The 23964-nt window shown below is 67.8% G+C and carries 23 protein-coding genes; 10 read left to right on the top strand and 13 right to left on the bottom strand.

Features of this window, described 5'->3' with window-relative positions; all coding sequences use genetic code 11:
• Positions 1-22 precede the first annotated feature (22 nt).
• Positions 23-1150, top strand: a complete 1128-nt coding sequence (locus CUR96_RS05315; protein WP_102192216.1) for an alkaline phosphatase family protein — start codon at positions 23-25, stop codon at positions 1148-1150.
• Positions 1151-1177: 27 nt separating this feature from the next.
• Here the strand turns inward: CUR96_RS05315 and sepH are convergent, their stop codons facing one another.
• The gene (gene sepH / locus CUR96_RS05310; RefSeq protein ID WP_102192215.1) at positions 1178-2239 is read right to left on the bottom strand and encodes a septation protein SepH; all 1062 of its coding nucleotides are present in this window, start codon (positions 2237-2239) and stop codon (positions 1178-1180) included.
• A 196-nt stretch (positions 2240-2435) separates the two neighbouring features.
• Between sepH and CUR96_RS05305 the strand changes: the two genes are divergently transcribed.
• The gene (locus CUR96_RS05305; RefSeq protein ID WP_102192284.1) at positions 2436-2729 is read left to right on the top strand and encodes a DUF4193 domain-containing protein; all 294 of its coding nucleotides are present in this window, start codon (positions 2436-2438) and stop codon (positions 2727-2729) included.
• 112 nt (positions 2730-2841) lie between these two features.
• Here CUR96_RS05305 and CUR96_RS05300 read toward each other — a convergent pair whose 3' ends face one another.
• On the bottom strand, positions 2842-3306 hold the full coding sequence (locus tag CUR96_RS05300; protein ID WP_102192214.1) for a DUF3093 domain-containing protein: 465 nt from the start codon (positions 3304-3306) through the stop codon (positions 2842-2844).
• Between the two features lie 12 nt (positions 3307-3318).
• Here CUR96_RS05300 and dut point away from each other — a divergent pair, with 12 nt between their 5' ends.
• From dut to CUR96_RS05280, 4 genes are all read left to right on the top strand, one after another.
• Complete coding sequence (gene dut, locus CUR96_RS05295) at positions 3319-3810, top strand: dUTP diphosphatase (RefSeq protein ID WP_102192213.1); 492 nt, start codon at positions 3319-3321, stop codon at positions 3808-3810.
• On the top strand, positions 3803-4390 hold the full coding sequence (locus tag CUR96_RS05290) for a DUF3710 domain-containing protein (RefSeq protein ID WP_102192212.1): 588 nt from the start codon (positions 3803-3805) through the stop codon (positions 4388-4390). The genes dut and CUR96_RS05290 overlap by 8 nt, the downstream gene beginning before the upstream one ends.
• The gene (locus tag CUR96_RS05285) at positions 4387-5121 is read left to right on the top strand and encodes a DUF3159 domain-containing protein (RefSeq protein WP_102192211.1); all 735 of its coding nucleotides are present in this window, start codon (positions 4387-4389) and stop codon (positions 5119-5121) included. The genes CUR96_RS05290 and CUR96_RS05285 overlap by 4 nt, the downstream gene beginning before the upstream one ends.
• 153 nt (positions 5122-5274) lie before the next feature.
• Positions 5275-8109, top strand: a complete 2835-nt coding sequence (locus CUR96_RS05280) for an aconitate hydratase (protein WP_102192210.1) — start codon at positions 5275-5277, stop codon at positions 8107-8109.
• Between the two features lie 75 nt (positions 8110-8184).
• Here the strand turns inward: CUR96_RS05280 and CUR96_RS05275 are convergent, their stop codons facing one another.
• Positions 8185-8907 (bottom strand): hypothetical protein, encoded by a 723-nt coding sequence (locus CUR96_RS05275; protein ID WP_102192209.1) that lies wholly within the window; start codon positions 8905-8907, stop codon positions 8185-8187.
• Positions 8908-9052: 145 nt separating this feature from the next.
• On the opposite strand from CUR96_RS05275, the gene dxs reads away from it, so the two are divergent.
• Positions 9053-10993, top strand: a complete 1941-nt coding sequence (gene dxs / locus CUR96_RS05270; protein ID WP_102192208.1) for a 1-deoxy-D-xylulose-5-phosphate synthase — start codon at positions 9053-9055, stop codon at positions 10991-10993.
• A gap of 6 nt (positions 10994-10999) precedes the next feature.
• Here dxs and CUR96_RS05265 read toward each other — a convergent pair whose 3' ends face one another.
• The 8 genes from CUR96_RS05265 to CUR96_RS05230 form a co-directional block, all read right to left on the bottom strand.
• Positions 11000-11503 (bottom strand): hypothetical protein, encoded by a 504-nt coding sequence (locus CUR96_RS05265; RefSeq protein ID WP_102192207.1) that lies wholly within the window; start codon positions 11501-11503, stop codon positions 11000-11002.
• On the bottom strand, positions 11493-12035 hold the full coding sequence (locus CUR96_RS05260) for a hypothetical protein (RefSeq protein ID WP_102192206.1): 543 nt from the start codon (positions 12033-12035) through the stop codon (positions 11493-11495). Before CUR96_RS05260 ends, CUR96_RS05265 begins: the two co-directional genes overlap by 11 nt.
• A 44-nt stretch (positions 12036-12079) precedes the next feature.
• Positions 12080-12754, bottom strand: coding sequence for a TetR family transcriptional regulator (locus CUR96_RS05255; RefSeq protein WP_102192205.1), 675 nt, complete (start codon positions 12752-12754; stop codon positions 12080-12082).
• 45 nt (positions 12755-12799) lie between these two features.
• The gene (locus CUR96_RS05250; protein WP_102192204.1) at positions 12800-13495 is read right to left on the bottom strand and encodes an SPFH domain-containing protein; all 696 of its coding nucleotides are present in this window, start codon (positions 13493-13495) and stop codon (positions 12800-12802) included.
• A 211-nt stretch (positions 13496-13706) separates the two neighbouring features.
• Complete coding sequence (locus CUR96_RS05245) at positions 13707-15851, bottom strand: 3-hydroxyacyl-CoA dehydrogenase NAD-binding domain-containing protein (RefSeq protein ID WP_102192283.1); 2145 nt, start codon at positions 15849-15851, stop codon at positions 13707-13709.
• A gap of 5 nt (positions 15852-15856) precedes the next feature.
• Complete coding sequence (locus CUR96_RS05240) at positions 15857-17062, bottom strand: thiolase family protein (protein ID WP_102192203.1); 1206 nt, start codon at positions 17060-17062, stop codon at positions 15857-15859.
• Positions 17063-17135: 73 nt separating this feature from the next.
• Positions 17136-18329, bottom strand: a complete 1194-nt coding sequence (locus CUR96_RS05235) for a ribonuclease D (RefSeq protein WP_102192202.1) — start codon at positions 18327-18329, stop codon at positions 17136-17138.
• The gene (locus tag CUR96_RS05230) at positions 18322-18903 is read right to left on the bottom strand and encodes a DUF3000 domain-containing protein (protein WP_102192201.1); all 582 of its coding nucleotides are present in this window, start codon (positions 18901-18903) and stop codon (positions 18322-18324) included. The genes CUR96_RS05235 and CUR96_RS05230 overlap by 8 nt, the downstream gene beginning before the upstream one ends.
• 25 nt (positions 18904-18928) lie before the next feature.
• Between CUR96_RS05230 and CUR96_RS05225 the strand changes: the two genes are divergently transcribed.
• Positions 18929-20083 carry an alpha/beta hydrolase gene (locus CUR96_RS05225; protein WP_102192200.1) on the top strand — a complete coding sequence of 385 codons (1155 nt, stop codon included), beginning with the start codon at positions 18929-18931 and terminating at the stop codon, positions 20081-20083.
• On the opposite strand, the gene CUR96_RS05220 is transcribed toward CUR96_RS05225, so the two are convergent.
• Positions 20067-20498 (bottom strand): SufE family protein, encoded by a 432-nt coding sequence (locus CUR96_RS05220; RefSeq protein WP_102192199.1) that lies wholly within the window; start codon positions 20496-20498, stop codon positions 20067-20069. The genes CUR96_RS05225 and CUR96_RS05220 overlap by 17 nt on opposite strands.
• A gap of 35 nt (positions 20499-20533) precedes the next feature.
• Positions 20534-21427 (bottom strand): sulfurtransferase, encoded by an 894-nt coding sequence (locus CUR96_RS05215; RefSeq protein ID WP_102192198.1) that lies wholly within the window; start codon positions 21425-21427, stop codon positions 20534-20536.
• 128 nt (positions 21428-21555) lie between these two features.
• On the opposite strand from CUR96_RS05215, the gene zapE reads away from it, so the two are divergent.
• Both zapE and CUR96_RS05205 read left to right on the top strand, forming a co-directional pair.
• Positions 21556-22611 (top strand): cell division protein ZapE, encoded by a 1056-nt coding sequence (gene zapE / locus CUR96_RS05210; protein WP_102192197.1) that lies wholly within the window; start codon positions 21556-21558, stop codon positions 22609-22611.
• A gap of 114 nt (positions 22612-22725) precedes the next feature.
• A complete protein-coding gene (locus CUR96_RS05205) occupies positions 22726-23961 on the top strand; it encodes an ammonium transporter (protein ID WP_102192196.1) in 1236 nt (411 codons plus the stop codon).
• Positions 23962-23964: the final 3 nt, after the last annotated feature.

Here is a 23964-nt window from a genome sequence, read left to right as displayed (position 1 = left end):
GGCCTGTGTCAGACTGGCTCGGATGTCCCTCATGCTACCGCCCGGCCCGTCGTCAGCCCGGAGCGTCGTCGGGGTGGCGGATGACCTGTTCGCCTCGCTCCGCGGCGAGTCCCTCACACTGCCGAGCACGACCTCCGTCGTGCTCGTGCTCGTCGACGGTCTGGGCACGATCAACCTGCGCGCTCATGCGGGGCACGCCCGCACCCTCACCGCAAGCATGGCGAAGAAGGATGTCGCGCGCTCGGTATTCCCGACGACGACGGCAGCGGCTCTGACCAGCATCCTCACCGGCGTGTGGCCGGGGCAGCACGGCCTCGTCGGGTACCGCGTGCTCGACCCCGCGCGCGATGTGCTGGTGAACCAGCTGACCGGGTGGGAGTCCGAGGGCATCGACCCCGAGATCTGGCAGGCCGCCCCGACCATCTTCGAGCAGGCGCTGATCGCGGGCCGCGAGAGCTTCGCGGTCGGCGTCGCCGCCTACGCGAACAGCGGGTTCACCCGGGCGACGCTGCGCGGGGCGCAGTTCGTCGCCGCCGCCACGCCTGCCGACCGCGTCGCCACAGCCTACGATCTCGCCGAACGGCATCCGGGGTCGCTCGTCTACTGCTACCTCCCGGAGGTCGACAAGGCCGGCCACAAGCACGGCGTCGCTTCCGGCGAGTGGGTGTCCGCAATCGAGGACATCGACTCCGCGTTGTCGACACGGGTGCCGTCCGGCGTCGGGGTGCTCGTCACCTCGGACCACGGCATGGTCGATGTCCCCGCGCACCGTCAGGTGGTGCTGGACGAGACCGGAGGTCGCCTCGACGGCGTGCGTCATATCGGCGGGGAGCCTCGGATGCTGCACGTCTACCTCGAGCCGGATGCCGACGCGGCAGGCATCCTCGCTCGTTGGCGCGGCGACCTGGAGGGCATGGCGGACGTGCTGTCAGGCGCAGAGGCGATCGCGGCGGGCCTGTTCGGGCCGGTGGTGACGGACGCCGCGACCGCGCGCATCGGCGACATGCTGGTGGTGGCGCGTGCCGCGTGGGCGGTGTACGACGGCACGGCCGCCGATCAGCGCGGCCGTGCAATGATCGGTCAGCACGGGGCACTCACTCCGGAGGAGCAGAGCGTGCCGCTGATCCGCTTGGGAGCCCTCGCGCGGTGACGAGCACGGAGTTGCGTTCGTCGGCGCTCACTCGTCGGTGCGCGCTCCGAACACGATCTCATCCCAGGAGGGCATCGCGTTGCGTCGTCGTCGGCGGCTGGCATTGTCGGCGGGCGGCTCGGCCGCCGGAGTGGTGTCGGGGCCCTGGTCGCGCGTTTCTGGGTCCTGTTCGAACGCGTCGAACAGCGCGATCGGACTGGAGCCGCGCTCCGGTGCGTCGTGCTCGCCGTCATCGGCATCGACCAGGGGAGCGGTCTCGCGCTGACCGCGCCGGCGGCGCAGCGCCTCGAGCAGGTCGGCCGTCTCCGGGTTGGTCGTCTGCGTCTCAGGTGCGCGGTTGATGGCGGCCGCCTGGGCTGCGGCATTCGAACGCTGCGGCGGTGCGACGTCGTCGGCTTCGATGTCAGCGGTCGGTGCAGGGAGCAGCCGGGGTCCGAAGGCACCGGAATCGAAGCGGCTGTCGTCCTTGTAGGGCGACGCGGGGCGATCGGCCTCCACCGCACGCAGGCGGGGGATCAGGCCCTCTGGGAGCGACCCCTGGCGTGAGAGCTGCGTGGCGTCGGCGTTGAGCGGCGCCAGCGCGCTGCGGCGCGGGTCGAAGCTCCAGCGAGCATCATGCTCGACGTCACTCGCGGAGAACTCCAGCTTCACGATCCAGCCGGATTCGTCCTTCCAGCTGGCCCAGCGCTCCGAGGTGGCGGAGACTTCGGCCAGCTTCGCGCGGATGGCGACGCCGAAGGTCGGCTGCGCGTCCGGTTCGACCTCGCTGCCGATGAGCACCGGCACTGCGAGGGCCTGGTCGATGATGTGCTCGCGCTCTGCGAGTACCGGGCTCTCGAAGCGTGCGACGTCCTCGAGGCTGATACCGAGGAGCTCGGAGACCTCTGCGGCGGTGAGACCGGCGCGGATCTGCGCCTGGATGTCGCGGGGGCTGGCCGCGAGGCGCTGAGCTGCGGGTTCGGTCTGCCGGGTGGCACGACGGATCTCCCGGTGCAGAACGTCGTCGATGGAGAGCGCGAAGCGCTCGCCCGACTCGGTCGCGAGCACGAGGACTCCTGCTTCGGTGCCGACGATGGTGACGTTTTCCATGCGAATGCCCCTCTGATGGGTGTGGATTCATGGTGTCACGCGTCACCCCCTTGAGCCGGGAATACCCTGGGCGTGCCGTGAGTTTGGTCTGTCGCACGCCACGGCATTTGCTTATTGCTCCTGGGTCGTGCAAACTATGGCCGCCGATCCCTGCGGCACACCACCCACTCGCACCATGAAAGTGGAGATCTACAGCATGGCCACCGATTACGACGCTCCGCGCAAGAGTGAAGACGACTCCGAGTCGATCGAAGCCCTCAAGGAGCGTGTGCCGGACAAGCTCTCCGGCTCCACCGGCGACGAAGACGCCGACAACCCGTCGAGCTTCGACCTTCCCGGCGCCGACCTTTCCGACCTCGACCTCGACGTCGTCGTGCTGCCAGCGCAGCAGGACGAGTTCACCTGCATGAGCTGTTTCCTGGTGAAGCACCGCTCGCAGCTGGACCACGAGGACGCTTCTGGACCGATCTGCAAGGAGTGCGCTGCCTGAGCGCTGCTCCGCGATATCACGCGCCTCTGACCGCAAGGTCGGGGGCGCGTTTGTCGTTCCCCCTCGGCGGAGTGCCGGAGCCTGCCGAAGGGCGGGACGCCGGGCTCGGCCGTCAGGCGCGGGCAGCGCGGATGGCGGCGGCCAGGCGATCCGGTGTCCGTGTCGAGATCGTCCAGGCGGCGACCGGGTCATCCGGGTCGGTGTTCGGGACCACCACGATGCCGTCGATCCCTCCGCGGATGAGATGCCAGCCGTTCGCCGGAAGCCCTGGTCCGCGCGCGTGCCGTGCCTCTTCGCCCGTCAGGGCGACCGGTTCGCCCAGGTGCCGTGAGTCGATGTGCGCACGGCCGGCGCGGAGTGTGGTCCCCTCCACGCGGATGACGGGTGTCATCGCGATGAAGGCCACGACGAGGATGGCGGAGACGACGCAGCCGATCACCAGTGCGAACGTGGATCCGACCGGCACGAAGATCAGCGAGACCATGGGGCCGGCGAGGGCGACGGTGGCGAGCAGACGCAGGCTCGGTGCCAGCCGCTCCCGGTATTCCGGACGTGCGTCTGTGCGGGGGTTCTGCATTAGCCTCATGGGGTGACCGATTCCGTTGATCTCCCCATTATCGCCCCTGTCCTGGGGGGCGAAGTCGTGATGCCCGGATACGCGCACCCCGGTGACGCCGGCGCTGACCTGGTGGCGGCCGAGGCCGTCCACCTCGCCCCGGGCGAGCGGGCGCTGGTCCCGACCGGGCTGCGAATCGCGCTGCCCGAGGGATACGCGGCATTCGTGGTCCCGCGCAGCGGACTCGCCGCGAAGCACGGGATCTCCATCGTGAACTCGCCGGGCACCGTCGATGCGGGCTACCGCGGCGAGATCAAAGTGAGCCTGATCAACACCGACATCCGAAGCGCGTACGATGTGGCGGTCGGCGACCGAATCGCACAGCTGATCGTGATGCCGGTGGCGCGCGCCGTGTTCCTCCCGGTCGACGAGCTTCCGGACAGCGTTCGCGGCCATGGCGGCTTCGGATCCACCGGTTACCAGGCAGGACACAACCACACCCCAGCAGGGCAGGGCAATGACTGACAACACCCCCCACACTCAGAAGTCGGCACCGGTCAACCGGGCCACCGACGGGCCGTTCGATGACTCGGAGGCCAACCCGGTCCGCCCGTACATCGATCTCGGCGGCATCAAGATCCTCCCGCGGGAGGGACTGAACCTGCGCCTCGAGGTCGAGGAGCAGACCAAGCGCATCGTGGCGGTCGGACTCGACTACGCCGACTCGTCGCTCCAGGTGCAGCCTTTCGCCGCACCGCGCTCGGGCGGCCTCTGGGATGAGACCCGCGTGCAGCTGCGTGACCAGGTCCGCACGCAGGGCGGCCGAGTTGAGGAGCGCGACGGTCCGCTCGGCAAGGAGCTTCTCGCCGAGGTCCCCGCGCCGGCGAGCGAGGGATCCGGACTCCGGCTCGCCCGGTTCATCGGCATCGACGGTCCGCGATGGTTCCTCCGGGGCGTCATCGGCGGAGCTGCGGCATCCGATCCCGAAGCCGCCGAGAAGGTCGAGGATCTGTTCCGCTCGATCGTCGTCGTGCGCGGCGGCTCGCCGATGCCTCCGCGCGACCTCATTCCGCTGAAGATGCCGGCGACGCCAGGTTCCGCGTGAGCACACCCGAGCCGGGAGCCGAGCGGGAGCCGAGCGTCTCGGAGGCCTTCGGAGCTGCTCTCGGCGGCGCGGCACGGCGTGCAGGACTCGACCCCGCCGACAGCTCGTCCACGCACAAGGTCGTCTGGTCGGCGATGGGCGGCTGGCGGGGCATTCTCGAATCCGTGCTGCCCAGCCTCGCATTCGTCGTTCTCTTCACCGTCAAGCCGGAACCGCTGATCCTGGCGCTCGGCGTATCGGTCGGCATCGCCGCACTGTTCACCGTCGTGAGGCTGCTGCAGAAGTCGCCGCCTTCGGCCGCGATCGGCGGACTCGTCGCCGCGGGTGCTGCTGCGGGCCTTGCGCTGTGGACGGGACGCGGGGAGGACAACTTCGTCCCCGGGTTCATCACCAACTCGGTGTACGGCTCCATCCTGCTCGTCTCTGCGCTGATCGGCTGGTCGCTGATCGGTCTCGCCGTCGGGTTCCTCATGGGGGAGGGTACGGCGTGGCGGGGCGATCGTCGAAAGCGCCGGGCGTTCTTCTGGCTCGGCATCGCCTGGGCGGCTCTGTTCTTCGCACGCCTCGGCGTGCAGCTGCCGCTCTACTTCGCCGGTGACGTCACGGCCCTCGGCACGCTGAAGCTCATCATGGGGCTACCGCTCTTCGCGCCGATGATCGCCGTCACCTGGCTCGTGGTGCGGGCGCTCTACCCGCGCACGCCGTCGGAGGACAGCACCGCTGGAGCGTGATAGATTTATCTTGACGTCAAGATAAATTTCGAGCTTCTGCCGAGAGGCGGCAAGGCGCAGACTGGTTAGGTCCGCCTTGCTAGCCCCCGGACCACAGAGGCGAGCAAGATGGAGTCGCCTGCCGCTCCCATCCGATCAGAAGGAGACGCACTCGTGTCGACGGTGAACAGCTTCGGTGCCAAGAGCACCCTGACGGTCGGCAGCACCGACTACGAGATCTTCCGCATCGACACGGTGCCCGGTTTCGACAAGCTCCCCTTCAGCCTCAAGGTCCTCCTCGAGAACCTGCTTCGCACCGAAGACGGTGCGAACGTGACCAAGGCGCAGATCGAGGCCCTGGGTGCGTGGGATGCCGCTGCCGAGCCGAGCACCGAGATCCAGTTCACGCCGGCCCGCGTGGTCATGCAGGACTTCACCGGTGTGCCCTGCATCGTCGACCTCGCCACCATGCGCGAGGCCGTCACCGCCCTCGGCGGTGACGCGAACAGGATCAACCCGCTCTCGCCCGCCGAGATGGTCATCGACCACTCCGTGATCGCCGACCTCTTCGGCAGCGAGAACGCCCTGGAACGCAACGTCGAGATCGAGTACGAGCGCAACGGCGAGCGCTACCAGTTCCTGCGCTGGGGCCAGACGGCGTTCAGCGACTTCAAGGTGGTCCCGCCCGGCACCGGCATCGTCCACCAGGTGAACATCGAGCACCTGGCCAAGGTCATCTACGACCGCGACGTCAACGGCGTCCTGCGTGCCTACCCCGACACCTGCGTCGGCACGGACTCGCACACGACGATGGTCAACGGCCTCGGTGTGCTGGGCTGGGGCGTCGGCGGCATCGAGGCCGAGGCCGCGATGCTGGGCCAGCCCGTGTCGATGCTCATCCCGCGGGTCGTGGGCTTCAAGCTCTCGGGCGAGATCCCGGCCGGCGTCACCGCGACCGACGTCGTCCTCACCATCACCGACCTGCTGCGCAAGCACGGTGTCGTCGGCAAGTTCGTCGAGTTCTACGGCGAGGGCGTGGCATCGGTCCCGCTCGCGAACCGCGCCACGATCGGCAACATGAGCCCCGAGTTCGGCTCCACGGCTGCGATCTTCCCGATCGATGACGTCACGCTCGACTACCTGCGCCTCACGGGCCGCAGTGATGAGGCCGTCGCGCTCGTCGAGGCGTACGCCAAGGAGCAGAAGCTCTGGCACGACGCCGCGCACGAGCCGACGTTCAGCGAGTACCTCGAGCTCGACCTCGGCACCGTCGTGCCGTCGATCGCCGGCCCGAAGCGCCCGCAGGACCGCATCCTCCTCTCCGACGCGAAGGCGCAGTTCGAGAAGGACATCCTCGGATACGCGACGCCCTCGACCTCGGACGACATGGTCGATCTCGAGTCGAAGCACTCCTTCCCTGCATCCGACCCCGGCAATGCGCCCGGCGACGAGCACGAGCACACGCGTCCGGTGCACATCAACAGCGGCGCTCCTGCGGCGTCGTCGAACCCGGTCCCGGTGACCACGCCTTCGGGTGAGAAGTACATCCTCGACAACGGCGCCGTCACGCTCGCCGCGATCACCTCGTGCACGAACACCTCGAACCCGTCGGTGATGATCGCCGCCGGACTCGTCGCGCGGAAGGCTCTCGAAAAGGGCCTGAAGCAGAAGCCGTGGGTGAAGACCACGCTCGGCCCCGGGTCGAAGGTCGTCACGGACTACTACGAGAAGTCCGGTCTCGACAAGGACCTCGAGGGTCTCGGCTTCTACACCGTCGGCTACGGCTGCACGATCTGCATCGGAAACTCCGGTCCGCTGATCGAGGAGGTGTCCGAGGCGATCAACTCCCACGACCTCGCCGTCACCGCCGTGCTCTCCGGCAACCGCAACTTCGAAGGTCGCATCAGCCCCGACGTGAAGATGAACTACCTGGCCAGCCCGCCACTGGTCATCGCGTACGCGCTGGCCGGTTCCATGCACTTCGACTTCGAGAACGACGCGCTCGGCAAGGGCACCGACGGGGAGGACGTGTTCCTGCGGGACATCTGGCCGACCCCGGACGAGGTGCAGAGCCTCGTCGACTCGTCGATCTCCCGTGAGCAGTTCATCAAGCAGTACTCCACCGTGTTCGAGGGTGACGAGCGCTGGAAGAGCCTGCCGACGCCGGATGACGCGATCTTCCAGTGGGATGAGAACTCCACCTACGTGCGCAAGGCGCCGTACTTCGATGGCATGACGATGGAACTCACCCCGGTGCGCGACATCCAGGGCGCACGTGTGATGGCGACGCTCGGCGACTCGGTCACCACCGACCACATCTCGCCCGCCGGCAACATCAAGGCCGGAACCCCGGCAGCGGAGTACCTCACCGCCCACGGCGTCGACCGCAAGGACTTTAACTCCTTCGGCTCGCGCCGTGGCAACCACGAGGTGATGATCCGCGGGACGTTCGCGAACATCCGCCTGAAGAACCTCATGGTCTCGGCGGTCAACGACGGCCAGGTCGTCGAAGGCGGCTTCACGCGCGACTTCACGAAGCCGGGCGGACCGCAGTCGTACATCTACGACGCCTGCATGAACTACGCCGAGCAGGGCACCCCGCTCGTCGTCTTCGGCGGCAAGGAGTACGGTTCCGGGTCGTCGCGCGACTGGGCGGCCAAGGGCACCAGCCTGCTGGGCGTCAAGGCGGTCATCACCGAGAGCTTCGAGCGCATCCACCGGTCCAACCTCATCGGCATGGGCGTGGTCCCGCTGCAGTTCCCGGCTGGAGAGAGCTGGGAGTCGCTCGGCCTCGACGGCACCGAGATCGTCTCGATCGCAGGTCTCGAGGAGCTCAACTCCGGTGTGACTCCGAAGACCGTGCGTGTCACGGCCACCCCGAGCGAGAACTCGCCCGAGGGCAAGCAGACGATCGAGTTCGATGCGGTCGTCCGCATCGACACCCCCGGCGAGGCGGACTACTACCGCAACGGCGGCATCCTGCAGTACGTGCTGCGTTCGCTGGTGTAGTTCTCCACTCAGCGAAGGCGCCCCGTCCGGCTTCGGCCTGACGGGGCGCCTTCTTTTCTGGGCGCGCCTGTGGTGCTACGAGAACATCTGCTGGAGCACGTCGATGTCGCCGGTGTCGAGTGCCTGTGCGATGACGTCGATGAGCGCCTGATCGGTGAACATGCCGGACAACTCATCCGCCCAGATCGCGCGCATGGCGTCGACATCTCCCGCGTCAGCTGCCCAAGCCATCTCCTCGATCGCGTACTGGTAGGGGATCTGACGGAACCCGGCGGGTGCGTCGACAGGGTTGTAGTACGGTACCCACAGAACGTCGGGGTCGCGGTCGAACCGCAGCAGCTGATCGGGATGGATCGTTCGCGTGTGGTTCAGTGTCGCGATCGACCCCGCGTCCTCGATGCAGAGCCGCTCGGCAATCGCGTACGGTGCGTCGCCCGGCGCGACGGTGTAGGACACGACGTTGCCTTCGTCGTCGAGGCCCACGACGCCCGCGGCGAGGTCGCGTGCACCCCGATCCACCAGCGTCCCGGTCACTTTCGCGCTCATGCCGCCAACGTGGATCCGGGCCGAGTTGGAGCAGGCGTCGTCGGGCGCGGTCGCGGGCATATCGACTGCCGCGGCGGTAGGGACCGGTCTGGATTCGGCCGTGTGATTCTGCGTGTCCGGCGACCGAACAGGTGACGGCGCCCATGAGGTCAGTTCGGTGGCCACCGATGCGACGGTCGGCGCCGCGAGCGCGACAAGGCCCGCGACGACGAGGCCGGAGACGGCGACGCTGATCTTCTGGGTGCGGTTCATCGCCACGAGCTTGGCATAGGTCGCCCGGAATACACCAGGGATGCGCCGACCTCCTCTCCGGGGATTCTCGGGGAGCCGCGATAGGATCGAAGGGCTCCCATCCGCCGGATCCGGCGGTTGGCACGACGCCTGTGAGGAGGTGCAGATGCCCATTCTTCCGAGCATCTCAGGACCGCGGGATCTGGACGCGCTCTCCGCTGAGGAACTGGTGGAGCTGGCGGCCGAGATCCGCGCTTTTCTCGTCGAGAACGTGTCGCGGACGGGCGGACACCTCGGCCCGAACCTCGGTGTCGTCGAGCTGACCATCGCCCTGCACCGGGTGTTCTCCTCGCCGGACGACCCCTTCGTGTTCGACACGGGGCATCAGTCGTACGTGCACAAGCTGCTCACCGGGCGTCAGGATTTCTCCGACCTGCGTGTGCGCGGTGGCCTCGCCGGTTACCCGCAGCGCAGCGAGAGCCCCCACGACGTGGTCGAGTCCTCGCACGCCTCGAGTTCGCTCAGCTGGGCCGACGGCATCTCGCGCGCTCTGACCGCCACCGGTCGCTCAGACCGGCATGTCGTCGCGATGGTCGGCGATGGTGCCCTTACCGGTGGGATGACCTGGGAGGCGCTGAACAACATCTCCGATGACAACGACCGCAATCTCGTCATCGTGGTGAACGACAACGGCCGCTCGTACGCGCCGACGATCGGCGGCATGTCGCGGTACCTGAACCGGGTGCGCACGGCGGCCGCGTACAAGGATCTTCATCGCAAGTCGGATCGTCTGTTCCGTGCCTTCGGCCCGGTCGGACGCGCGATGTTCCGGGGTCTCCGCGGTGGAACGCACGGTTTCCTCTCCCGCTTCACGAACAACGAGGCGCTGTATTCCAATCTCGACATCAAGTATCTCGGGCCGGTGGATGGGCACGACATGAGCGCGCTGCTGGAGACGCTCGAACTGGCGAAGTCCTACGGCGCTCCCGTGATCGTGCACGCGATCACCGAGAAGGGCCGCGGGTACCAGCCTGCGCGCGACGACGAGGCAGACCAGTTCCATGCCGTCGGGCGCATAGACCCCACCACGGGCGAGACGCTGTCCACCGGCGGCCAGGGCTGGACGGATGTCTTCTCCGACGCCCTCGTCGATGCGGGTCAGCGCGACCCGAAGATCATCGCGATGACGGCTGCGATGCTGCGGCCGACCGGGCTGGCTCCCTTCGCCGAGCGCTTCCCCGATCGGGTGTACGACGTGGGCATCGCCGAACAGCACGCCGTGGCATCCGCTGCCGGACTCGCCTACGGCGGCCTCCATCCCGTCGTCGCGGTCTACGCGACGTTCATGGGCCGGGCGTTCGATCAGGTGCTGATGGACGTCGCGCTGCACCGCGCGGGCGTCACCTTCGTGCTCGATCGTGCCGGCGTCACGGGTCCGGATGGTCCGAGCCACCACGGCATGTGGGACCTCGCGATGCTGCAGATCGTCCCGAACATCCGCATCGCCGCCCCGCGTGACGGAGCGCGTCTGCGCGAGGCGCTGGACGAGGCCGTCACCATCGACGATGGGCCGACGGTCATCCGCTTCCCGAAGGGCGAGGTCGCGGCGGAGCTTCCCGCGATCGAGCGTCTCGATGACGGCGTCGATGTGCTCGCCCGTGGTGAGTCCGAGGACGTCCTGCTGGTCGGCATAGGTCCCTTCGCCGCGCTGGCGATGGACGTCGCCGCGCGGCTGCGTGCACAGGGCATCGGTGCGACCGTCATCGATCCGCGCTGGGCGATCCCCGTGCAGCAATCCGTGGTGACGCTGGCAGAACGGCATCGTCTGGTGATCACGCTCGAGGACGGCATCCGCGTCGGAGGCATCGGCACGCGCGTGCGGCAGGTGCTCCGTGAATCGGGCATCGACACCGCCGTCGACGAGCTGGGTCTTCCGGACCAGTTCCTCGATCACGCGACGCGGGAACAGATTCTCGCGGATGCCGGACTCACGGCCTCGAAGATCGCACAGGACGTCGTCTCCCAGGTGCTCGGCACCCGGATTCCCGTCGCGCGCAACGCCGGCGAGACCGGGGCCATCGACCTCCCGCTGCACGAACGGCGCTGAGCGAGCTCAGCGCGCAGGGAACATTTCCTTCCCGGCCTGCCAGACGGTCCAGGCCCAACCGCCGCCGACCGACACTGCGCACGCCCCCATGACGGCGACGGCGAAGGGTTGGCCGAGCACGTCGATCCCGTAGCCCGCGCTGGGCAGAGTGACGAGCGCCATCACCGCGATTCCGGTGAAGGCGCCGAGCGCTGAGAACGCAACGATGTGGATCAGTATCCGGTCGATTGCAGAGAGCATGCGGCCGAGCGCCCACGCCACGGGAGCTCCCGCGAGCACGGCTAGACCGGCGATGATGCCGCCCACGGGGATACCGAAGAGCAGATAGAGCGTGATCATGGACAGCGGCGGCCCCCACGGGTAGCCGGACTCAGCGACGGCGGTGAGCACGAGGGCGATGACGAGGATGCCCATGAAGATCACCCAGGCCGCCCTGGCCCCTCGCCAGAATTCACGTCGGGTGAACTCGAAGCGCCGGTTCGGGCGATGCTGCAGAGGGTCAGAGTTCATCGGTTCGAGAGACGGCGGCATCCTCGAACTCCGCATCCCGGTCTGCCGCTGAGCGTCTGCGCCTCGCCCATCCGCGATCCTCGCGAAGCGCGCTGCGGGCGGTGAGCCACCAGCCCGCCGGCACGGCGACGAAGGCGGAACCGGCTACGATCCAGCCGACCGAGTTCTCGATCACGCCGCCGGGGAAGAGCAGGGATACGGCCCACATGGCGGCGGCACCGATGACGATCCCGAACGCCGAATACACGAGAAGGTGGATACCGAGTGCGGCCACCCTGCGCAGTGCACGTCCCAGCAACCAGGCCACCGGCATACCGAGCGCCATCGCCAGCAACGAGATGACGCCGCCGATGATCCCGGCGAACAAGCCGATCCCCAGCGCGGTTCCGATGAGGGAGCCCCAGCCCGATGTTGGAGCACTCTGAAATCCACTCCCGATGAACATGATGATCAGGCCACCCAGCATGAGCCCCATGAAGATTCCCCAGGCGGAGAACGCGCCGCGCGCCAGCTCGTCGCGAGTGAATGCCATCGGCTCCTCCGCGGTGCGGGGTGAGGGGAGCGGCCGGTCCTCGCTCATGAGCGCACCTCTGCGACCAGGGTGAGAAGCTCGCGAGCTGTCTGGTGCAGCCCTGGCATCCGCAGGAACGGCAGTGAGACCGCAAGAAGACGAAGGCCGGCATCGAGCATCCGCGTCGTCTTCTCGTGTCCGGTCGAACCGTCGTAGGTCCAGCGCAGCACCAGACCGAGGTACGCGACGAACAGCGCCTCCGGCAGTAGGTCTGCGACATCGGCGGGAATGCGGTGCTGTGCCCCGCTGACGGCTTCGCGTAAGAGCGACACCGTCATCTCGCGGGCCGGGCCCGAGTCCGCCGAGAGCGGATTGATGGGGGAGTCCGGCGCGATCATGGCGCTCAGGAATCCGGGGGCGCTGCTCTGATACGGAGCCAGCGTCTCAAGACCCGTCTCGAAGACGATGCGCAGCCGGTCCACCAGCCCGCGCTCATCGGCGAGCAGGGGGACTGCAACGGCCGCGTGTTGGCGCTGCACCCGCTCGTAGAGGTCCTGCACGAGATGGTTCTTCGACGGGAAGTAGTAGTAGGCGTTCCCGACGGAGACGCCGGCCCGCTCAGCGATCAACCTCATCGTGGTGTCGGCGTAGCCGCGCTCGACGAAGGAGGCGATCGCGGCCTCGCTGATGCGGGCTCTCGTCCTGGCGCTCTTGGTGTCCGAGATCTCAGTTTCGAACATGTTCAAAACTGTACACCCACGAGAGGGCGAGCAAGAAGTGCCGGGTCAGTTCAGGGCATGCAGTGACGCGATCGCCTGGGCTCCGCGGTCGCTGTCGCGCATGGCGGTCGACAGCAGGTATCCGTCGGTCAGCGCGTCGCCGGTGACCATGACTCGGACCAGCTCGACTCCGCACGCACGTCGCACCTCCTCGGCGCTGGCAGCGATGACCCGGGTGTTGATCTCGTCGTTGTGGGGGAGATCCACCTCATCGAGCGTTCTTATGACGTCTCTGAGAGCGGCGCCGACGATGTTCGATGCGCGCTCCTTCACGTTGACGACGTCGAGCTCGAAGACGCGCAGATCGCGTCCGGTGGGGATCGGCCGCCATTCGAACGACGCATGAACCCGGAACTGCCGTCCGGTCGCGCCGCTCATCTCGCGTGCCGGGAGGTCGGTCGCCCGGCACCGCACGTCGATGAGGCGGTACCAGTAGAAGAGCGGGAACGCCCCGTGCGAGCCCGGGTCGAGAACAACGACCTCGCCGACGGCACCGCCGCGGTTCGTAGGGCGACGCTGCGGCCGGTTGCGGATGATGGGCTTGCCGTTGCGAGTGCGGATCGCCGCCCACCCCTCGTCGACGGTCACGATGAAGATCTTCAGGAGCGCCGGAACGACCAGCAGAATCGTGAGGATCGCGGTGCCGGTCTTGAAGAGCCCCGACATTCCCTTGCCACCCAGCATCGAGAGGAGCATGTCCATGACACCACTGTGCCCCGTCTTCGGGTGCCGAAGCGGCATCTGAGTGCGCCACGCAGCGGAGTTCACACGCTGTTCGTTCGGCGTTCCCCGGTGCGCCGCACGGTGGAAACACCCCGGCGCGGAACCACGGGGATGCAGGCGCGGCCGGCGGTCCCGGATGCGGAAGCGGGGCCGCTCCCGAAGGAACGGCCCCGCCGAGTGCATCCGATGGTCAGCGGCGATCGATACCACGGATCTGCGGCGTGTGGAACGAGTCGCCGAAGGCCCGCTCCGACGCGCCTTCGCGGTCGAGGTACGGCGATGCGCCGCCGTCGATGAACGGCCAGCCGGCTCCGAGGATCAGGCACAGGTCGATGTCCTCGACCTCGGGCACGACGCCCTCGTCGAGCATGAGCTTGATCTCGGTCGCCAGGCCATCCTGCACGCGCTGCAGGATCGTCGCTGCCGACGCGGGGGACTTGCCCACGGCCGGCTTGATGACCTTCTCCGCCTGCTTCGTCCAGCCCGTCACGCGACCGCCCCTGTCCTTCTCGACGACCGCATCGAGTTCGGCGAGAGCGTGGAAGTTCTCGTTCGCGTAGAAGCGATCCGGGAACGCCTGCACCATGGTGTCCTGCACGTGGGCCGCGACCTTCCAGCCGACGAGGTCGATGAGCTGGAACGGGCCCATCGGCAGGCCAAGGGGCGCGAACGCCTTCTCGACATCGGCGACCGGCGTGCCCTCGTAGACGGCGCGCGCGGCTTCGCCCATGACCTTGGCGAGCAGACGGTTCACCACGAAGCCGGGAGCATCCGCAGTGAGCACGGCGTTCTTGCCGAGGTTCTTCGCCACGACGAAGGCAGTCGCGAGCGCTGCCTCCGACGTCGTCGGCGTCTTCACGACCTCGATCAGGGGCATCACCGCGACCGGGTTGAAGAAGTGGAAGCCGACCAGGCGCTCCGGGTGGGCGAGCTTCGAGCCGATCTCCTCGACCGACAGCGACGAGGTGTTCGTCGCGAGGATGGCGTCTTCGGCGACGATCTTCTCGATCTCACCGAACACCTGCTGCTTGACGCCGACCTCCTCGAACACCGCCTCGATGACGAAATCACAGTCTGCGTACAGGCTCTTGTCGGTCGTGCCGGTGACCAGAGCGCGCAGCTTGTTGGCCGAGTCGGCATCCAGACGCCTCTTGGCCTCGAGCTTGCCGATCTCCTCGTGGATGTACGCCACGCCCTTGTCGACGCGGGCCTGGTCGAGGTCGGTGATCAGGACGGGCACCTGCAGCTTGCGGACGAACAGCAGCGCGAACTGGCTCGCCATGAGGCCTGCTCCGATGATGCCGACCTTGGTGACCTTCTTCGCGAGCTCCTTCGGCGGGGCACCCACGGGCCGCTTCGCGCGCTTCTGCACGAGGTCGAAGGCGTACATGGATGCCGCGAACTGATCGCCGGCGACGAGATCGGCGAGCGCCTCGTCTTCCCGGGCGAACCCGTCCGCCTTGGTGCCGCTCCTCGCCTTGTCGAGCAGGTCGAGCGCGACGTACGGAGACTTCGGAACCGTGCCGATCTTCGACTCCAGCATGCCGCGGGCCATCTTGATCGCGATCGGCCACTTGGTCAGACGCTCGATCTTGCCCGGCTCGTTCCTGCGCTCGACCTTCTTGCCTGCGAGGACGGTGTCCGCCCAGGAGAGCGAGTTCTCGAGATAGTTCGCGGCGGGGAAGATCGCATCGACGACCCCGAGATCGAACGCCTGCTGCGGCTTGAGCATCCGGTTCTGCTTGAGCGGGTTCGAGATGACGACCTCGAGGGCGTTCTCGATGCCGATCAGGTTCGGCAGCAGGTACGCGCCTCCCCAGCCGGGGATGATTCCGAGGAAGACCTCGGGCAGCGCGATCGCCGCAGCGGATGCATCCACCGTGCGATATGTCGAGTTGAGCGCGATCTCCAGGCCGCCGCCGAGCGCCAGCCCGTTCACGAAGGCGAACGAAGGGACACCCAGCTCCGAGAGCTTGCCCAGCACCTTATGACCCAGCTGCGCGATCAGGCGCGCGTTGTCGCGCGAGCCGACCTTGCTGATGTCGGACAGGTCGGCGCCGGCGGCGAGGATGTACTGCTTGCCCGTGATGCCGACCGCCTGGATCTCACCGGCGGCCGCGCGTGCCTTGAGCGCGTCGAGCGTCGCTCCCAGCTCGGTGAGCGTCGCAGGACCCAGCGTGTTCGGGCGGGTGTGGTCGCGACCGTTGTCGAGGGTGATCAGGGCGAGCACCTTGCCCGATGCGAGACGGACGTCGCGCACGGGCGAGTGCGTGATGACCTCTCCCTCGGTGAGGGCGTTGATGGGGGAGAAGTCGATCTCTTCGTAGTTCGTCATCACGACTACTTCCTCTTCTTGCCGTCGTAGTGCGGGTTCTCCCAGATGACGCTGCCGCCCTGGCCGAGTCCGACGCACATCGCGGTCAGGCCGTAGCGCACGTCCGGGCGCTCGGCGAACTGCGCGGCGAGCTGGATCATCAGACGGACGCCGGATGCCGCGAGCGGGTGCCCGAGCGCGATCGCTCCGCCCCACTGGTTGACCCGGGGGTCGTCATCGGCGATGCCGAAGTGGTCGAGCAGCGAGATCACCTGGATCGCGAACGCCTCGTTGAGCTCGAAGAGACCGATGTCCGAGATCTCGAGTCCGGCCTTCTTCAGAGCCTTCTCTGTGGAGGGGATCGGGCCGATGCCCATGATCTCCGGCTGGACGCCCGCGAAGGCGAACGAGACCATGCGCATCTTCGGCGCGAGACCGAACTCCTTCACGGCGCCACCGCCGGCGAGCAGCGACATGGTCGCCCCGTCGGTGAGAGGCGACGAAGTGCCCGCGGTGACGCGACCGTGCGGACGGAACGGCGTCTTCAGTGCGGCGAGGTCGTCCATCGTCGTCTGCGGACGGCGCCCCTCGTCCTCGGTGGCGAGGCCCCAGGCGCCGTCGGCGCCCTTCGTCGCGATGGAGACGAGGTCCGGCTGGATCTTCCCGGCATCGTATGCCGCCTGCACCTTGTGCTGGCTGAGCATTCCGAAGCGGTCCGAACGCTCCTTCGTGAGGTGGGGGAAGCGGTCGAAGATGCGCTCAGCGGTGACGCCCATGTTGAGCGCACCGGGATCGACCATCTTCTCCGCGACGAAACGCGGGTTCGGGTCGGCGTTGCCGCCGATGGGGTGGTGGCCCATGTGCTCGACACCGCCGGCGAGGGCGAAGTCGTACATGCCGACACCGATCGATGCGCCCATGGTGGTGACGCTCGTCATGGCGCCGGCGCACATCCGCTCGATGGCGAGCCCGGGGACGGTCTGCGGGAGCCCGGCGAGAAGGGCCACCGAGCGTCCGAGCGTGAGGCCCTGGTCTCCGGTCTGCGAGGTCGCAGCGATCGCCACATCATCGATGCGGTCGGCCGGAACGGCCTTGTTCCGCTCCAACAGGCCGATGGTCGCCTTGACGGCGAGGTCATCTGCGCGGGTGTTCCAGTACATGCCTTTTTCGCCGGCGCGCCCGAAGGGCGTGCGCATTCCATCGACGAAGAAGACGTCCGAGATCTCGGCCACTCTGCCTCCAAGTTTGTGCGGAAGCCTCAGTCTATGGAGGCCGCAAAACCGGGAGGAATCGCTTGGGTCGAACCTACGAAGCGGGTGTGTCGGCGTCCTCGGCGGGTTGCGCAGCATCTACAAAGGCAGCCGCGATCTTCTGTGCAGTCTGTTCAACCTGCCAGGGGCGGGCGCCGAGCGCCGTGAGCGCTTCGCCGATCTCTTCGGCTTCTGTTCCCGGCGGTTCCCAGGCCACCCTGCGGAGGAATTCCGGAGTGAGGAGATTCTCGGTGGGCATCCCGAGTTCCTCCGCGACCGCCTCGACGACGGGCCGCGCGGCCTTCAGCCGAGCGTCGGCCTCCGGATTGCGATCCGCCCAGGCGCGTGGTGGCGGCAGAGCATCGCTGGGCACCCGTTCGCGAGGGAGTTCGGTCGTCTCCCGGCCGGTCTGGATGGCCTGCCACCAGCGGTCGAGCTGCGATCGGCTGGCTCGCCCCTGGAAATCCTTGAGGGCGGCGAGGGCCTGCTTGCTCTGCGGGTTCGCCATCACGGCCGCGACGAGAGAACGATCGGGTACGAGGCGCCCGGGGGAGACATCCTGATCCTGCGCGAACGTCTCGCGGGCGGTCCAGAGCTCCCGGGCGACGGCGAGGTTGCGTGCTCCACGCACCTGATGCAGGCCACTGAGGCGCCGCCAGGGGTCCTCCCGTGGCGGCTTCGGCAGTCGCGTGAGCGTCGCCGCGAACTCCTCGGCGGCGAACGCCGTCTTGCTCTGCTCCTCGAGTTCCGCTGCGAGGGCGTCGCGGACATCGATCAGATGCAGCACGTCGAGTGCGGCGTACTCGAGCCAGGCGGCGGGCAGCGGCCTCGTCGACCAGTCCGCGGCCGAATGCTCCTTCTTCAGCGTGATTCCGAGGGTGGTCTCGACGACGGCGGCGAGACCGACGCGCTCGTGGCCGAGCAGCCGGGCCGCGAGCTCGGTGTCGAAGATGGATGCGGGGGACAGCTCGAGTTCCCGCAGCGAGGGGAGGTCCTGGCTGGCAGCATGGAAGACCCATTCCTCGTCGCCGATCGCCTCCTGCAACGGGGCGAAGTCGCCGAGCGGCGGCGGATCGAACAGGAAGACGCCCGCGTCACGGCGGAAGACCTGCACCAGATATGCGCGCTGCGAGTATCGGAAACCCGAGGCGCGCTCCACGTCGACGGCGACCGGACCGGTGCCGGCGGCGAGCACCGCGCAGGCCGCGCGGAACTCTCCGGCATCCGTGATCACGGAGTAGTCAGTCACGTGCAGCCTTTCGCGCGCCGATCACGGCGATGTCCTCGGAACCGGGCGGAAGCCCCGCCAGCATCCCGACAAGCTCAGCCCATGCTTCGACGTGCGGTCGGAACGGGCCATCCGGTGTCCAGGACGCCCTCAATTCTATCTGTGCGCCGTCGCCTTCGACCGCGAGCCCGCCGAAACCCTTGGAGAGGGTCTTGGTGGAGGTTCCGGATGCCGAGTGGTAGACCGCATCCCTCGATTCGAGCGCATCGACCAGCCATGACCAGGTGACATCGGCAAGCAGCGGGTCGGTGCCGATCTCGGTCTCCAGCGGAGCCTGCGCGAACGTGACGATGCGCCAGGCGCCGCCCCATGCCCCCGGCTCGTCCGGATCGTGCAGCAGGACGAAGCGTCCGGTGCCGTACACCGATTCACCGTCACCGCCCGGCCGCACGTCGGCGGCGAGCGCGATCGCGAACGGCGCGAGCCCTTGAGGGGTGGCGATCTCACGCACCGTGATGTCCGCACGGAAGGCGGTCTCACGCAGTTCGGTCGTCGCCGCTTCGAAAAGGGCCCCGGCATCGGGATGTGCGGTCACAGCGACAGGCTAGAGTCAGGAAGCGATGAAGAGTCTCAGGCACGCCGTTGCGCTCCTTGTCCCCGCACTGCTCGCGCTCGGGACGGCGCTGGCGTTCATCGTGTTCGGCGTCGCGCGGCGCGTGGTCACTCCATCCCGCCGCGCACCCGACACCGCGATCCTCGCCGTCGACACCGGCGCGCAGACGATCGAGCTCGCCCGCACCCCCGACACCGAACTTCCCGGCCGCTACGGTCTCTTCACGACAGGGACGTACGGGTATGTGAAGCTCGGTGCCGTCCTCAGCACCGATGAGACCACCGTGCGTCGCAAGCTGCTCACCCAGATCGAGTCCGGCGCCCGCGTCGACCGCGAAGCGGGATTCAGCGGGTGGTACTACGCGTCGCCGAGCGAGTTGCACCTGCGCTGGGAGAGCGTCCTCATCGGTTCACTGGCCGGTCCTTGTCCGGCCTGGTTCTTCCCGGCGACCTCATCGACGTGGGTGATCCAGGTGCACGGACGGGGTGTCACCCGCGCCGAATGCCTGCGTGCCGTTCCGGTGCTGCACGCCCTCGGCTTGCCGAATCTCGTGGTCTCGTACCGGAACGACGGCGAGGCCCCGCGCAGTCGAGGTGGCTCCTATGCTCTCGGCGCCGCCGAATGGCGCGACGTGGATGCGGCGATCGCCTACGCGCTGCGACATGGCGCCGAGCGCGTGCTGCTGATGGGCTGGTCGATGGGCGGCGCCGTGTCGCTGCAGGCGGCGGTCAACTCCGGCAATCGTGATCGCATCGCCGGTCTCATCCTGGACTCACCCGTGATCGACTGGCGGACCGTGCTGCGGTTCCAGGCGAGGGAGGCGGGGATGCGCGCGCCCCTGCCCGACCTCGCGATGAGTGCGCTCTCGGTTCCGCTGACCGCGCGGTTGAGCGGTGCGGAGGAGGCGATCCCGTTCGACCGCCTCGACATGGTCGCCCGCGCCGAGGAACTCACCATGCCGATCCTGATCCTGCACAGCGATGACGACGGCTTCGTGCCGTCCGATGCCTCGCACGCGCTCCAGGAGGCGCGGCCGGACCTCGTCACGATGCCGCACTTCTCGGTCGCCCGGCACACGAAGCTGTGGAACTACGACCAGGTGAGCTGGACGAAGGCGATCACGGACTGGGTCACCGCTCAGGGATTCAGCGCTTCTGCCTGACCTGATTCTTCGCGCGCAGGAGCATCCCGGTCATGCCGCCGATCCGCAGCGGTGAGACGGCCTTCGTGAGCCCGATCGACTGCGGGTAGTCGTCAGGGATCGCGAGCACCTCGTCGGCCGTGAGACCGGTGAGTCCCTGTACCAGGATGCTGGCGAAGCCGCGCGTCGTGGGCGCCTCGGGCGGTGCCGTCGCATGCATGGTCACGACGTCGTCGGCGACTTCCACGTAGATGTACACGGGGGACTGGCACTCCGCGACGCGCTCATACATCTCCGGATGCTGCGCGACCTCGTCCGAGACGGGAGGGAGCTCGTCGGAGAACTCGAGCAGCAGCAGCAGCCGATCAGCCTCCGGGGTCTCCAGGAAGGCGTCGCGGATCTCGGCGAGGGAGTCAGGAACGGCGGTGGTGCTCATCCCTGACATTCTCCCACGTGCGGCGCGTCAGATGCTCAGACCGAGCCGGGCTCGGTTCCGGTGACGATCGGCACGCGCACCGCGCTGCCCCACTCGGTCCACGAGCCGTCGTAGTTGCGGACGTTCTCGAAACCGAGGAGGTGCTTGAGCACGAACCAGGTGTGGCTCGAGCGCTCACCGATGCGGCAGTATGCCACCACGTCGTCGCCGTCCTGCAGTCCGGCGCGGTCGCGGTAGATGGCGTCGAGCTCGGACCGGTTCTTGAATCCGCCATCCTCGGCCACGGCCTTCGCCCACGGCACGCTCTGCGCGGTGGGGATGTGGCCGGCGCGCAGCGCGCCCTCGTCGGGGTAGGCCGGGGCGGTCGTGCGCTCACCGCTGTACTCCTCGGGGGAGCGCACGTCGATCAGCGGATTGCCGATGTGCGCGAGGACGTCATCCTTGTAGGCGCGGATGACCGAATCGTCGCGCTCGACGACGGGGTAGTCGGTCGCTGCCGGTGCGGGCGTCTCCCTCGTGAGGTCGCGTCCCTCGGCGATCCAGCGGTCGCGTCCGCCGTCGAGCAGCCGCACATCCTGGTGGCCGAAGAGCGAGAACACCCAGAGCGCGTACGCGGCCCACCAGTTGTTCTTGTCGCCGTAGATGACCACGGTGTCGTCGCGCGAGATGCCCTTGCGGCTGAGGAGCGCCGCGAAACCTGCGCCGTCGACGTAGTCACGCACGACAGGATCGTTGAGTTCGGTGTGCCAGTCGACTTTGACCGCACCGGGGATGTGCCCGGTCTCGTAGAGGAGTACGTCCTCGTCGGACTCCACCACCACGAGCCCCGGGGTTCCGAGCCGCTCCGCGAGCCATTCCGTGGTCACCAGGCGGCCCGGTTCCGCGTACTCGGCGAACTTGTCTGACGTCGTATCGAACTCGATGGCCACGGGGTCTCCTCAGGGTGGGCGAGAGATGGTGCGGATTGCGACGGCGTAAGGTTGGAGCCGCCCCTCCGACGATAGATCCCCGCGGTGCGCCCTGCGCCCGATTCGTAAGACTTCGACACAGGAAACGAATGACCGAGACGACGAGCCGCCCAGGCACCGTGCACCTGATCGAGCGCCAGCCGACCGTCACCGGTCCCGAGATGCTGGCGAGCCTGGTGCCGCCACCGCAGTTCGACACCGCGACGTTCGACAGCTACCGCGCCGACCCCGCGTACCCCTCGCAGGAGGAGGCGAAGGAGACGCTCTCACGCTTCGCCGGCCGCGGCGCCCCCGCCAAGCGAGGCGGGTTCTTCAGCCGGGCCAAGAAGGAGCCGGAGGTGAAGCCGGGCGTCTATCTCGACGGCGGTTTCGGCGTCGGCAAGACACATCTTCTCGCATCGATCTATCACGCGATGCCGGCCCGCCGGAAGTACTTCGGCTCGTTCATCGAGTACACGGCGCTGGTGGGGGCTCTCGGCTACAAGAACACGGTCGATCTGCTCAAGGGCGCCGACTTGATCTGCATCGACGAGTTCGAGCTCGACGACCCGGGCGACACGATGGTGATGACGCGGCTGCTGGGCGAGCTCGTTCCCACCGGCACGCGGCTGGCTGCAACCTCGAACACCCCGCCCAACGCGCTCGGTGAGGGGCGCTTCGCCGCGCAGGACTTCCTCCGCGAGATCCACGCCATGTCCGACAGCTTCCAGACGCTGCGTATCGACGGTGTGGACTTCCGCCAGCGCGCGCTCGACGGGCACGCGGTGGTCAGCGACGAGGAGCGGTACACCCGTGCGGTGGAGGATGCCGCGGCATCCGGAACCGCATCCGACGACGTCTTCGGCGACGTCATCCGCCACCTGGCCCGCGTGCATCCTTCCCGCTACCTGCGCGTGATCGACGGGCTCGACCTCGTCGGCCTGCGCGACGTGCATGTGCTCACCGACCAGTCCGAGGCACTGCGCTTCGTGGCGTTCGTGGATCGCGTGTACGACGCGCAGATCCCCATCGTCGCGACCGGCGTCAGCCTGGACCAGGTGTTCGCAGAGGAGATGCTCGGAGGTGGATACCGCAAGAAGTACCTGCGCGCCATCTCCCGCCTCAACGCACTGACGCATTCTGCGCAGGAAGCCAGCACCGCGTAACACGAAGTTCACACGACAGGCTCGGGCGTAACGCCCCCGAAACATGTCTCGTCCATTCCGGTAATCGAGCGTCGCCACACTGAAGCTCTCAGTTACCCGAATGTGAGGTTTGACATGGATGCACCCGGCAACATCTCCTGGGCGATCACCGCGACCGCCCTTGTCCTGCTGATGACGCCCGGCGTGGCCTTCTTCTACGGCGGCCTGGTCAAGGCCAAGAGCGTCGTCAGCATGATGATGATGAGCTTCGGTTCGATCGGACTCGTGGCGGTGCTCTGGGTGCTCTTCGGCTTCTCGATGAGCGCGGTCGAGAGCCCCGGCCAGTTCGCGGGCAACCCCTTCGCCGACTTCGGATTGAACGGCCTCGCCACCGGAGACGGATCCAACGTCGCCCTCATCGGCGTCGCCTACGGCGCCACCTTCGCGATCATCACGGTCGCCCTGATCTCGGGCGCCATCGCGGACCGCGCGCGCTTCGGCCCCTGGCTGATCTACGCCGGCGTGTTCGCCACCCTCGGCTACTTCCCGGTCGCCGCATGGGTCTGGGGCGGCGGCTGGATCATGAACCTCGGCAACACACTGTTCGGTGAGGACAGCGGCATCGCCGTGATCGACTACGCCGGTGGAACCGCCGTCCACATCAACGCCGGCGCTGCCGCACTGGCGTTGGCGCTCGTCCTCGGCAAGCGGATCGGTTTCCAGAAGGGCATCCTCAAGCCGCACAACGTTCCGCTGACGCTGCTGGGCGCAGCTCTGCTCTGGTTCGGCTGGTTCGGATTCAACGCCGGTGCGGAATGGCTCTCCGAGGACATGGGCAAGGTCGGCCTGATCGGCATCAACACGCTGGGCGCCACAGCGGCTGCGATTCTCGGCTGGATCCTGATCGAGCGCATCAAGGACGGCAAGGCCACCTCGGTCGGCGCCGCATCCGGTGCGGTCGCCGGTCTCGTCGCGATCACCCCCGCCTGCGCCAACCTCAGCCCCGGCTGGGCGCTGCTGCTCGGCGCCCTCTCCGGCATCGCCTGCGCCCTGGCCGTCGAGCTGAAGTTCCGCCTCGGCTTCGACGACTCGCTCGACGTCGTCGGCATCCACCTCGTCGGTGGCCTTCTCGGCACGCTGTACCTGGGCTTCTTCGCCACCGGGCAGGGACTGTTCACCGGCGGCGACCTGCGACTGCTCGCGGTGCAGGCCATCGCGGCCGGCGGAGTGCTTCTGTACTCGTTCGTCGTCTCCTTCATCATCGGCTTCGCGATCGAGAAGACGATCGGCTTCCGCGTCACGAACGAGGACGAGATCGCCGGCGTCGACCTGGTCGTGCACGGCGAAGAGGGCTACGCCCTCGCGGAGTAGTGA

The sequence above is a fragment of the Microbacterium aurantiacum genome (assembly GCF_002872075.1).
GTDB lineage: Bacteria > Actinomycetota > Actinomycetes > Actinomycetales > Microbacteriaceae > Microbacterium > Microbacterium aurantiacum_A.
This window is presented reverse-complemented; position numbering and strand designations above follow the sequence as displayed.